This is a genomic window from Candidatus Nanopelagicales bacterium (assembly GCA_030700225.1).
Lineage (GTDB): Bacteria > Actinomycetota > Actinomycetes > S36-B12.
Genome location: JAUYJT010000022.1, coordinates 1 through 11,613 on the forward strand (window position 1 = coordinate 1; position 11,613 = coordinate 11,613).

General features: G+C 65.0%; 13 protein-coding genes and 1 pseudogene. 9 read left to right on the plus strand and 5 right to left on the minus strand.

Annotation, left to right across the window (positions count from 1 at the left end; translation table 11 throughout):
- From Q8P38_02940 to Q8P38_02950, 3 genes and pseudogenes are all read left to right on the plus strand, one after another.
- The coding region (locus Q8P38_02940; GenBank protein MDP4013568.1) for a hypothetical protein at positions 1–200 on the plus strand (200 nt) is incomplete at its 5' end.
- Positions 166–777, plus strand: a pseudogene (locus Q8P38_02945) (integrase core domain-containing protein). The gene Q8P38_02940 and the pseudogene Q8P38_02945, both read left to right, overlap by 35 nt.
- A 151-nt stretch (positions 778–928) precedes the next feature.
- Positions 929–1,438 (plus strand): pentapeptide repeat-containing protein, encoded by a 510-nt coding sequence (locus tag Q8P38_02950; GenBank protein ID MDP4013569.1) that lies wholly within the window; start codon positions 929–931, stop codon positions 1,436–1,438.
- Between the two features lie 37 nt (positions 1,439–1,475).
- On the opposite strand, the gene Q8P38_02955 is transcribed toward Q8P38_02950, so the two are convergent.
- Both Q8P38_02955 and Q8P38_02960 read right to left on the minus strand, forming a co-directional pair.
- Positions 1,476–1,688: a transposase gene (locus Q8P38_02955; protein ID MDP4013570.1), complete on the minus strand. Its 213-nt coding sequence runs from the start codon at positions 1,686–1,688 to the stop codon at positions 1,476–1,478.
- A 254-nt stretch (positions 1,689–1,942) separates the two neighbouring features.
- On the minus strand, positions 1,943–3,043 hold the full coding sequence (locus tag Q8P38_02960; GenBank protein MDP4013571.1) for an SDR family oxidoreductase: 1,101 nt from the start codon (positions 3,041–3,043) through the stop codon (positions 1,943–1,945).
- A 75-nt stretch (positions 3,044–3,118) separates the two neighbouring features.
- Here Q8P38_02960 and Q8P38_02965 point away from each other — a divergent pair, with 75 nt between their 5' ends.
- From Q8P38_02965 to Q8P38_02985, 5 genes are all read left to right on the plus strand, one after another.
- Positions 3,119–3,373 carry a hypothetical protein gene (locus tag Q8P38_02965; protein ID MDP4013572.1) on the plus strand — a complete coding sequence of 85 codons (255 nt, stop codon included), beginning with the start codon at positions 3,119–3,121 and terminating at the stop codon, positions 3,371–3,373.
- Positions 3,370–3,801, plus strand: a complete 432-nt coding sequence (locus Q8P38_02970; GenBank protein ID MDP4013573.1) for a PIN domain-containing protein — start codon at positions 3,370–3,372, stop codon at positions 3,799–3,801. The genes Q8P38_02965 and Q8P38_02970 overlap by 4 nt, the downstream gene beginning before the upstream one ends.
- A gap of 68 nt (positions 3,802–3,869) precedes the next feature.
- Positions 3,870–4,538 carry an endonuclease NucS gene (gene nucS, locus Q8P38_02975; protein MDP4013574.1) on the plus strand — a complete coding sequence of 223 codons (669 nt, stop codon included), beginning with the start codon at positions 3,870–3,872 and terminating at the stop codon, positions 4,536–4,538.
- 73 nt (positions 4,539–4,611) lie between these two features.
- Entirely contained in the window at positions 4,612–5,493 is an 882-nt protein-coding gene (locus Q8P38_02980; GenBank protein MDP4013575.1) for an ABC transporter ATP-binding protein, read from the plus strand.
- A 68-nt stretch (positions 5,494–5,561) separates the two neighbouring features.
- The gene (locus Q8P38_02985; protein MDP4013576.1) at positions 5,562–6,326 is read left to right on the plus strand and encodes an ABC transporter permease; all 765 of its coding nucleotides are present in this window, start codon (positions 5,562–5,564) and stop codon (positions 6,324–6,326) included.
- 27 nt (positions 6,327–6,353) lie between these two features.
- On the opposite strand, the gene Q8P38_02990 is transcribed toward Q8P38_02985, so the two are convergent.
- The 3 genes from Q8P38_02990 to murA form a co-directional block, all read right to left on the minus strand.
- A complete protein-coding gene (locus tag Q8P38_02990) occupies positions 6,354–8,366 on the minus strand; it encodes a protein meaA (GenBank protein ID MDP4013577.1) in 2,013 nt (670 codons plus the stop codon).
- 18 nt (positions 8,367–8,384) lie between these two features.
- Entirely contained in the window at positions 8,385–9,239 is an 855-nt protein-coding gene (locus Q8P38_02995; protein ID MDP4013578.1) for a 3-hydroxyacyl-CoA dehydrogenase family protein, read from the minus strand.
- A 103-nt stretch (positions 9,240–9,342) separates the two neighbouring features.
- Positions 9,343–10,656 carry a UDP-N-acetylglucosamine 1-carboxyvinyltransferase gene (gene murA / locus Q8P38_03000; protein MDP4013579.1) on the minus strand — a complete coding sequence of 438 codons (1,314 nt, stop codon included), beginning with the start codon at positions 10,654–10,656 and terminating at the stop codon, positions 9,343–9,345.
- Between the two features lie 99 nt (positions 10,657–10,755).
- Here murA and Q8P38_03005 point away from each other — a divergent pair, with 99 nt between their 5' ends.
- Positions 10,756–11,484 (plus strand): type 1 glutamine amidotransferase, encoded by a 729-nt coding sequence (locus Q8P38_03005; GenBank protein MDP4013580.1) that lies wholly within the window; start codon positions 10,756–10,758, stop codon positions 11,482–11,484.
- Positions 11,485–11,613 lie beyond the last annotated feature (129 nt).

The following is an 11,613-nucleotide window of genomic DNA, read 5'->3' on the forward strand; positions in this document are numbered from 1 at the left end:
GGCCGTCGCCCATCCTTCGCTACATCCTCACTATGACGACGCACATGAACAACTACATGACGGGGTCCCATGCGGCCATCGCGTCGCTGAAAGATCAGCCCACCGTGACGGCATCATCCTCAGCCAGCCTGGCGGTCAACACTCCCCCAGAGGGGGGACCCCCAGGTGGACCGCGACTTCGGCGCCGACGCCCCCAATGAGCTGGCAGTGGCCGATTTCACCTACGTACGGATGGTGTCCTGCTTCGCGTACACGGCTTTCGTCATCGACGCTCCCCCTTCCGCCCTCCGGGCGGCGGGAGGTGCCCCCATCGCAGGGTTGATAACCGGTTGGGAATGCTCCACCAGCAGGGAAACCGCGTTCGTGGAACGGGCGATCCGGCACGCCGCCGAATACCGCCGGCGCCAAGACCACCCCCTACCCGGTACCACCATTCATCACAGTGACGCCGGGTCGCAATACACGTCGGTCCGGTTCGGCGAGACCCTCCTGCTCGCCGGGATGATCCCCTCGGTAGGCAGCGTCGGGGACGCCTATGACAACGCTCTGGCGGAAACCACAATCGGGCTGTACAAGACCGAATGCGTCCGCGCCGACTCACCCTTCCGCACCGGGCCGCTGCGCACCCTGTCCGACGTGGAAACGATCACCGCGGCATGGGTCCACTGGTACAACACCACTCGGCTCATGCACCGGCTCGGCCTACGTCCGCCAGCCGAATACGAAGCCGCGTACTACGCTAGCCAGAGCAACGGCCGACCGGTCGTTCACACATAACCAGGTGTGCACGAAACCCGGGGCGCTTCACCGGCGGGGCTCAACCACACCCAGAAACCGTCACCACTCAACACGACGCCACCATGGTCAAGCTGAGTGACCGGCAACAGTTAGGGGAGCAACCCGGGCCGAACCATGGCACGCTACCAACATGCGCAGAACACGAATAGGAATCGCAACCCTCGCCGTAGGCGCCGCCCTAGTACTGGGCGCGTGCTCCAGCCAAACCGAAACCGAACCAGCTCGCGACCTAGGCCCATCACCGACCACGTCGGCCCCAGCCCTCCGGGACTGTTCGCAGATCCCCAAACAGCCCAAAGCCGACCTGAACTACTGCGACCTGCACGGGGCGAACCTGTACAGGGCGAACCTGAACGGGGCGAACCTGTACGGGGCGAACCTGTACAGGGCGGACCTGGAGGGGGCGAACCTGGAGGGGGCGAACCTGACCCAGGCGAGGGTGGGCATGACGGACCTGCGCGGGGCGGACCTGCGCCAGGCGAACCTGAGCAACGCGAGCCTGCGCCAGGCGGGCCTGCGCGGGGCGAACCTGCGCGGGGCGAACCTGTACTTTGCGGACCTGTACGGGGCGGACCTGACCGGGGCGATTTGGGTCGATGGCAGGAAGTGCGCGGAGGATTCAATCGGCGTGTGTAAGTAGGTCCTCGGTCTCCCGAGCCGCTGGCGGCACGCGTCTTCTAGCTTGCAAAGCCCTGGCGCCTGATCATCGGCTTGGCGGACACGTGCTTGGACAACGGCAGCGTCCGCCAAGCGGCGGCCTGATCCTCGCCGCTGGCCCCCCTGACCCCGATCTCACCAGCAACGTGTGCGATCGGGCGGCCGGTGTCGATAACCAGTCTTGCCGCCTCCCGGCGAAACGCCGACGTGTATCTCTTCCGTTGTGCTCCCATACGAACATCCTCCCTGCCAGGCATCAAACCCGGCTGTCAAGGATGTCCACCCAAAGGGGTCAACCCCAGAACCGTAGGCGGGGAACGGCGTGTGCCACATCGCGGCCCTCTCAGCCGCCCACGGATGTGTCACAAGAGCCCAAAATGGACACGGGCAGATCCCGCACCGGCTCGCTTCCGCCCAACCTGCGGGTCCCCACTGGAATCCGAAGAGGCGCACTGTCACAACCTGGCCGCGTAGATCGGCCAGCAGATCAACTCGCCCGCGCGCCGACCGGGCGGCGACCGAAATCGGAGTCCAACGCCGCCTGGACGATTGTGTCGAAGTAGTCAGTAACGGTTGGACAGATGACACCGGCGGCCCCCAGGTGAGCGTCGACCTTGGTCGTGTCGAACCGCAGCTTCAGCTCCATGTATGGCCGGTAGACGATGGCAGAGCGCAGCGTGCGCTTCAGGCGTTCGGACGGGGCGAGCATCAGCGCGGGGCGGAATACGTTGCGGAACAACACCGGCGGCACGCGCAACGGTGGCCGCCTGTGCAGCATGCCGAAGACGCGCGTGAACAGCTCCGACATCGTGACATCCCGACTCGGCCCAGCGGCCAGGTGAAACGTTCCCCCAAGCGCCCCCACATCGCGGGACAGCGCCATGATCCCGTCTGCGACGAAGTCAACCGGCACGATGTCGACCCTGCCGTTCGCGTCGTACGGAATCACCGGCATCCATCCGTTGGCGCTAACCTTCAGCGGCCAGTAGAGAACCTTCCAGGCGCCCGTCGCACCGGTCTTGGAGTCGCCCACGACGATCGACGGCCGGTGCACCGCGATCGGTATCTCCGCCATGGCAGCGCGAAGCAACTGCTCCGACTCGTACTTGGTCTGCTCGTAGGTGTTGTGAAATCCAGCGTCATGCTCCAGATCGGACTCCAGGATCAGGCCCTCGCGCTTGCCAGCCACGTAGCACGTGGAAACCGCGTCGAGCCGTTCAAGCTTGCTGAGCTTCCGGCAGACGTCCAGGACGTGCTGGGTACCGGACACGTTGATGTGCCGCGCCTCTTCGAGCGGGTGATTGAACGACACCGTAGCCGCGCAGTGGATCACGTTCGTGACGCCTGAGATCTTCCGCCCATCCACACCGAGCCCAGGCTCCGTGACATCACCAGCCACTGCCCGGACCTTGGTACCGGGCCGCAGGCCGATCCGCTGGCAGAGCGCGTCGAGCCGCTCGTCGGCCGAGACGTCAGCGCCGGGCCTGATCAGGCAGGACACCCTAGTGAAGCGCGGATCTGCGGCCGCGCGGATGAGTACTTCCCGTCCGACCATCCCGGTCGCCCCGGTGAGCAGCAAATGCGTCATGGGCCGCAACGTAGCAGTCGGCGCACGCTCCCGTCAGGCCCCCGTCGCGACATCTGATGCCGTAGCATCAGATGTATGCGCACCACCTTGAATGTCGATGACGATGTCTTGCTCGCCGTCAGGGAGCGCGCTCGCCGCGAGCGCAGAAGTGCGGGCGAAGTGATGTCGGACCTGGCGAGGACGGCGCTCACCGGAACCCACGAATCGCCATCTACGAGTCAACCCGCTGGGTTCCACGGCTTCAAGCCGCTAGGGCATCGGGGGCGTCCGGTTACAAACTCCCTGATCGACGAGCTGATGGACGAGATGACGCCGGAAGACGACCGTTGAGCCGCGCCCTCCTCGACGTCAACGTCCTAGTGTCACTGCTCGACACCGATCACGTGGATCATCGGCGGGCCCGGAAGTGGCTCGAAGTCGAAATCGAGTCCGGTTGGGCGTCGTGCGCGATCACCCAGAATGGCCTGGTCCGGATCATGAGCCAACCTCGCTACCCGAGTCCGGTGACGGTAGCGCAAGCGATCGCGTTGCTGACGCCCGCGTGCGCCACCCAGTCACACCGATTCTGGCCATGCGATGTCAGCCTGCTCAACACCGAAGTGGTTGATCACACTCGCGTCCATGGCCCCCGGCAAGTCACGGACGCGTATCTCCTGGCCCTGGCGGTGAAGCACAAGGGCCGATTGGTCACATTCGACCGCGCGATCGCTTTGTCGGCCGTTCCCGGTGCGAGTGAGGCGAACCTGACGGTGCTGTGACGGGCGCCCAACGCGGGTAGCCGGGGCATGTCACGGCCGGGCAAGGTGGACCCGGATACCCTCGTTCGGTGCGACTAGTGATCGCCGACTGTTCGGTGAAGTACGAAGGCCGACTGAGTGCCTCGTTGGCCCCGGCAGTGCGTCTGTTGATGCTCAAGTCCGACGGCTCGATCCTGATCCACTGCGACGGCGGGTCCTACAAGCCGCTCAACTGGATGACTCCCCCGTGCCATGTCACGGAACCGCCAAGCGGAGTCGGGCCCTGGGTCGCCGAGAACCGAAAGGGCGAGCGGCTCACGGTCGAGGTCACCGAGATTCTGCACGACTCCCACCATGAGCTCGGAGCCGACCCAGGGCTGGTCAAGGACGGGGTCGAGGCCCATCTACAGGAACTCCTGGCCATGCACCCGACCCATCTGGGTGACGGCTGGACTCTGGTGCGGCGCGAGTATCCGACCGCGATTGGGCCCGTGGATCTGCTGTGCAAGGACGCGGCGGGGGCGACGGTTGCCGTAGAGGTGAAGCGACGAGCGGAGATCGACGGAGTTGAACAACTGACCCGCTATCTGGACCTGCTCAACCGTGACCCACTGCTAGCACCCGTTTTCGGCACACTCGCCGCCCAGGAGATCAAGCCCCAGGCCCGCACGCTCGCCCAGGACCGCGGCATCGCTTGCCACGTGATCGACTTCAACGCACTGCGCGGGCTCGAAGATCCCGGCTTGTTCCTGTTCTGATCTTCCCCCCGCGCGGAACCAGATCCGGCACGATAGACCCGAAGCCAGCCAGCGACGGGAGATGTTGGGCACCATGACAAGCACAGGCGACTGGGCCATCGAGACCCAAGACCTGCGAAAGCAGTACGGCGATCTGTGGGCCGTCGACGGCGTCACCATCTCGATCGCCAGAGGCGAATGCTTCGCCATGCTCGGCCCGAACGGAGCTGGCAAGACCACCACGACCGAGATGCTCGAGGGCTACCGTGTCCCGACGTCCGGCACCATGGCCGTTCTGGGCCTGGACCCAAGGCATGGCGGCGCGCTGTTGAAGTCCCGCATCGGCATCGTGCTGCAAAGCGTTCGGGACTTGGGAGACCTGACGGTCTCCGAGTCCGTGAGGCACTTCGCGGCCTACTACCCCGATTCCCGGGACGTCGACGAAGTGATCTCGGCGGTGGGCCTGGCCGAGAAGCGCGATGAACGCAACTCGCGACTCTCCGGCGGGCAGAGGCGCCGTCTCGACGTCGCCCTGGGCCTGATCGGCCGTCCAGAGATCCTGTTCCTTGACGAGCCAACTACCGGCTTTGATCCGCAGGCTCGCCGAAACTTCTGGGACCTGATCGACTCAGTCAAGGCCGAGGGCACAACGATCCTTCTGACGACCCACTACCTGGAGGAGGCCGAACACCTCGCGGACCGCGTCGCTGTGATCGACTCCGGCAAGGTCATCGCGTGTGACACCCCCGAGAACCTCGGCGGCAGACAGCGCGGACAGGCGCGGGTCACATGGCTGGAGGGCGGCGCCAGCCACGTCGAGTACACCAGCGCCCCAACCGGATTCGTGCGGAAGTTGATGGCCAGGTTCGACGGCGAGATCCCGGAGCTGTCTGTTGAGCGGCCAAGCTTGGAGGACATCTACCTGGAGATGATCAAGCACAACGACGAGATGGAAGCGACGCGGGCCGCATCGTGATATCCGCCGCGCAGACCCCGCCGCTTAGCCCCCCGGGCGCACTCGCGTTGGGCAGGCTCCGCATCGCGGTGGAGCTAAAGCAGTTCTTCCGCGACCGGGACTCCGCGATCTGGAACTTCCTGTTGCCCGTGCTGCTTCTAGTGATCTTCGGCTCCATCTTCGGCGGCCAGGACCTGGGGCCGGGCATCGACGTGACCTTCTCCCAGTACTTCGTGGCCGGAATGATCGCTTCGGGCGTCGTCTACACGTCTTTCCAGAATCTGGCCATCGCCATCCCGATCGAACGCGAAGCCGGCGCGCTCAAGCGGTTGTCCGGAACTCCCATGCCGAAGCTGTCCTACTTCATCGGCAAGATCGCGACCGTCTTCCTCATCTACGTGGGGCAAGTGATCCTGCTGCTCATCGTGGGCATCGTGTTCTTCAAGCTCCACCTGCCAACCACGGGCACGCAATGGCTCACATTCGCGTGGGTGTCCGTCCTGGGTCTCATCACGTGCACACTGTGCGGGCTAGCGTTCTCGTCGGTTCCGAAGACAGCCAAGGGAGCATCGGCGATCGTGGCCCCGATAGTGCTCGTGCTGCAGTTCGCCTCAGGGGTATTCATCCAGTTCAGCGAACTGCCGACCTGGATGCAGAATGTGGCTTCGATCTTCCCGCTGAAGTGGCTGACGCAGGGAATGCGAAGCGTGTTCCTGCCCTCAGAGGCCCAGTCCCTCGAAGTTGCCGGGGCCTGGGAACTCGGACGCGTCGCACTCGCACTGGGGATCTGGAGCGTTCTCGGGCTAGTACTGGCGCTGATCTTCTTCCGCTGGCAGCTTCGCAAGGACGAATGAGGTTTCCCGTCGCGCCGGCGAGAGCGCCTACTCCGCGATCGGCTCCAGACCGTGAGCGTCACGGATCGCCTGCACGATCGTCGCCATGATCGCCGTGGCGTCGAAGTCCTTGGGCGTGAACACGGCGGCGACACCGAGTGCGCGCAGTTCAGCTGCGTCGGACTCCGGGATGATCCCGCCCAGGACGACCGGCACGTCATCAAGCCCGGCATCACGCAGCCCGCTCACGATGCTGGGAACGAGCTCCATGTGAGACCCCGACAGGATGGACAGGCCCACGACGTCAACGTCCTCGGCCACTGCGGCGGCGACGATTTGCACTGGTGTTAGGCGGATGCCCTGGTAGATGACTTCAAAGCCAGCGTCCCGCGCCCGGACAGCGATCTGCTCGGCACCGTTGGAGTGCCCGTCCAGCCCAGGCTTGCCGACGAGCATCCGCAACCTGCCGCCCAGTTCACGTCCGGTGATCTCCACCGCTTGTCTGACCTCGGCCAGCGCGGTTCCGCCATCTGCCATTCCGACTACCCCACTAACCCCGGTTGGCGCACGGTACTCGCCGAAGACATCGCGCAACGCCCCAGCCCACTCCCCCGTGGTTACTCCCGCCCTGGCGCACGCGAGCGTCGCGGGCATCAGGTTGTCACGGGTTGCCGCGACCGCAATCAGATCAGTCACAGCGGCATCCACCGCGTCCTGATCCCGGCTGGCCCGCCAGCGACCTAGCGCGGCGATGGCCGCCGCCTCTGCCGCCGGGTCAACCGTATGGATCGCGGCGTCCAGGTCCGCGACCAGCGGGCTCTCATCAGTTGCCTCGAACATGTTGACGCCGACGACGACGTCATCGCCGGACTCGATCCGTGCTCTTCGAGCGGCGTGCGAGGCAACCATCTGATGCTTCATGTAGCCGCTCTCGACGGCGGCGACCGCGCCGCCCATCTGCTGAACCCGGTCGATTTCCGCCTGCGCGGCGGCGATCAGCTCGGCCACTTTCGCCTCGATAACCGGGCTGCCGCTGAATATGTCCTCATACTCCAGAAGGTCTGATTCGTAGGCCAACACCTGCTGGATCCTCAGACTCCACTGCTGGTCCCATGGACGCGGCAACCCGAGAGCCTCATTCCACGCCGGCAACTGCACTGCGCGGGCCCGAGCGTCCTTGCTCAAGGTAACGCCCAGCATCTCTAGCACGATCCGCTGAACGTTGTTCTCGGGCTGGGCCTCGGTCAGTCCCAGCGAGTTGACCTGAACCCCGTAGCGGAACCTGCGGTGCTTGGGATCCATCACGCCGTATCGCTCGAGCGTGATCTGGTCCCAGATCTCGACGAACGCGCGCATCTTGCACATCTCCTCGATGAACCTCACCCCAGCGTTCACGAAGAAGGAGATCCGGCCCACTACCCTTTCGAACTCCTCAGCGCGCACATGACCGGAGTCGCGAACAGCGTCAAGGACAGCGATCGCCGTCGACATCGCATACGCGATCTCCTGCACAGGCGTGGCTCCGGCCTCCTGCAAGTGATACGAGCAGATGTTGATCGGGTTCCACTTCGGTATCGCTGTGACCGTGTACGCCACCATGTCAGCGATCAAGCGCAAGCTTGGGCCGGGGGGGAAGATGTATGTGCCGCGGGACAGGTACTCCTTGATGATGTCGTTCTGGATCGTTCCCCGCAGCGCGGACGGGTCAGCGCCCTGCTCTTCGGCGACGGCCTCGTACAGCGCCAGTAGCCACATGGCCGTGGCATTGATCGTCAGCGAAGTGTTCGTCTTGGACAGTTCGATGCCGTCGAACAGCGCCCGCATGTCCCCCACATGTGCGATCGGCACGCCAACCTTGCCGACTTCGCCTCTGGCCAACTCGCTGTCGGCGTCGTATCCGGTTTGCGTCGGCAGATCGAAGGCCACGGACAGACCCGTCTGGCCTTTGGCCAGGTTGCGGCGGTACAGAGCATTCGACTCACTCGCGGAGGTATGCCCCGCGTAGGTGCGCAGCACCCAAGGTCGGTCCCTCAGCCGCCTTGGTGCCGACTGCTCGGACACACCAATCGCCCCCCGGAGTCAGTCGTTGTACTCGTAGAAGCCCCTGTCGGTCTTGTGACCGAGGTCTCCCGCCACGACCATGCGTTGAAGCAGACCGGGCGGGGAGAACTTCTCGTCCTGGGTCTCGTCGTAGATGTTCTGGGAGGCGTTGGTGATGATGTCGATCCCAGTCAGGTCGATGGTTTGCAGCGGCCCCATCGCGTGACCGAACCCCATGCGGCAAGCCGCGTCCACGTCCTCCGCGGAAGCCACCCCGTTCTCCACGAGCCTGGCGGCTTCCATGGCCAGAGCGCAGATCAGCCGGGTGGTCACGAATCCAGCGATGTCCCGGTTCACTACGATGCATGACTTGCCGACACTCTCGGCGTATTCGCGGGCACTGCTCAGGGTCTCGTCGCTGGTCTTGTAGCCGCGCACTAGCTCACAAAGCTTCATCAAAGGCACCGGCGAGAAGAAGTGAGTGCCCACAACGCTCTCCGGCCGCGACGTGGCGGCGGCGATTCGCGTGATCGGAATGGCTGATGTGTTCGACGCCAAAACCGCATCGGTAGGGGCGATCTTGTCCAGCAGCCCGAAGACGTCCTGCTTCACTTCAAGGTTTTCGAACACCGCCTCGACGATCATGTCCGCGTCACCAGCGGCTTCCTCGAGGGAAGTCGTTGTGGAGATTCGCGCCAGGGAATCCCCGACGTCTTCCTCCGACATCCGCCCCTTGGCCTCAAACTTCCCGTATGACGCCCGGATCGCCCTGTCGGCCCGGTCCAGGGCTTCCCGCGAAACATCCCGCAACACAACCTGATACCCGGCTTGGGCGGAAACCTGCGCGATTCCCGCACCCATTAGTCCAGCGCCTACAACACACAACTTCGTCACTCGGAACCTCCAGCCTCGATGGTCTCAGCCTACGGCGGCACGCGCCGCTACCCACCAATCGGGTCCCGAACAGCGACGTCCACGTCACGCCGCCCGCAGCGGGTCAGCTGGACGGCGCGGTCGGGTCGAGGTTCTCTGGTCCGAAAACACCGTGCGGCAACTCGCACCGCTCGATACGCGCACCAAGCGAAACCAGATCGGGCACGAAGGACGCGTAGCCCCGATCGATGTGGTGAACGTGATGAACCACGGTCTCGCCCTGAGCGACGAGCCCAGCCAACACCAGGCTCGCGCCAGCGCGAATATCTGTGGCCTCTACGGGGGCCCCGGAAAGTGCTTCGTGCCCCCGTACCAGCGCGTGATGGCCCTCGATCCGCACATCGGCCCCCAGTCTGACAAGCTCGTTGACGAACTTGAAGCGGGACTCGAACAGGTTCTCGGTCACCATCGCCATTCCGTCGGCCATGGAATTCAGCGCGATGAACTGCGGCTGAAGGTCGGTGGGGAAACCCGGATACGGCAACGTGACTATGTCCACGGCCTTTGGGCGGTTCTCCATGACTACGCGGATCCCGTCGCCGGTGACGCTCACTTCCGCACCCGTTGATGTCAGCTTGTCCAGCACAATCCCCATGTGCTCCGGACGGGCGTTGCGGACTGTGATGTCGCCGCCCGTTATTGCGGCCGCGACGGCCCACGTCCCAGCCACAATCCGATCGGGCACTGTTCGGTGCGACACGGGGGTGAGCCCGTCCACCCCGTGGACCTCAAGCGTCGAGGTCCCGATCCCGTCGATCACAGCGCCCATCTCCACTAGGGCGTGCGCGATGTCGGCGACCTCCGGCTCCCGAGCGGCGTTGTCGATCACTGTCGTCCCCGATGCCGTAGCGCTGGCCATCAGCAGAGTCTCCGTGGCGCCGACGCTGGGGAAGTCCAGCCAGATGACGGCTCCCTCGAGCCGCGAGGGTGCCGATGCCAGCAGATAGCCGTGCTCGCTAATCACCTTGGCGCCCATCCGCTCCAAACCTGCCATGTGCATGTCGAGGCCGCGTGATCCGATCTCGTCGCCGCCTGGCAGCGCGATGTCGGCGACTCCGAGCCTCGCCACCAGCGGCCCCAGGACGGACACCGACGCCCGCATCTGCCGCACAAGGTCGTAGTCGGCCCTCCGCTCAAGCTCCGCGGGGACGTCGATTTCCAGGCGTCCGCCGGGCCTATCCCAGTTGACGTGGCACCCGAGCCGCCCGAGCAACTCGGACATGACTTGCACGTCCAGGATGTCGGGCACGTCGGTGATGACGCTGCGGCCCTCGGCCAGGAGAGACAAAGCCATGAGCTTCAGCACCGAGTTCTTGGCTCCGGCTACCCGGACCTCGCCATTGAGGCGGGCCCCGCCGATGATCCGGAATACGTCCACAGCAAGCATGCTACGGTCCGCACACCAGGAATCCCGTGTACGCAACACGTTGGGAGGTTTGCCCGGAATGCGCCACGCCGAACCACCGGGGCAAATGAGATGAATGCCACTTCGGATTCGAGCGCAGGGCAGGTTCTGGTCCTTCAACACGAACCGGCGGAGCGGCCATGCCGCGTCGGCGACGCTCTGGATGCCGCCGGCCTCGGCCAGCGAGTGATTATGACGCCTGAAGGCGAGCTTGCTGCGGTCGACATCGCCGCCTACCGGGGGCTTGTAGTCCTCGGGGGCTCGATGGGCTTGGCCGATGTTCAGGCCACGCCATGGCTCGCCGACGAAGTGCGCCTTATCGAGTCGGCGGTCTACGCCAACGTCCCTGTTCTGGGGATCTGCCTTGGAAGCCAGCTACTCGCCCACGTCCTGGGGGGTGGGGTCACGACCGGGGAGTGGGGGCTCGGCTGGGGCGAGGTTTCCCTGACCGAGGCCGGACAATCCGACGCTGTGTTTGGCGTTCTGCCGACCGCGTTCCCAGCGCTCCATTGGCACCACGACTGGCTAGTACCGCCGCCCTCCGCCGAAGTCCTGGCCATCGACGCGGTTGGCTCGGACTCGCGCGGCTGCCAGGCGTTCCGGGCGGGCCGCAGCCTGGGAATCCTGTGCCACGTCGAAGCCGACGCCCAGCAGATAGCGGCCATGGCTTCGGACTTCGGCGAGGATCTGTCCGCCGCTGAGGTCAGCCCGGCCGACCTGCGGGCCGACACGGCAGCCCGAGATGCTCACGCCTCAGCGCTCGCGGAAGCACTCTTCGGCCGCTGGGCGTCCACGCTGTAAGCGGGTCGCAGTGGCTTGTTTGAGTCGAGCGCAGGCCAGCGGTGGCACGCGCGAGGCCGGAATAGTGGTAGGCAGCACCGCGAAATAGTGGTAGGCAGTGCCCGGAGCAAGTGGCACGCGTGGGAGCGT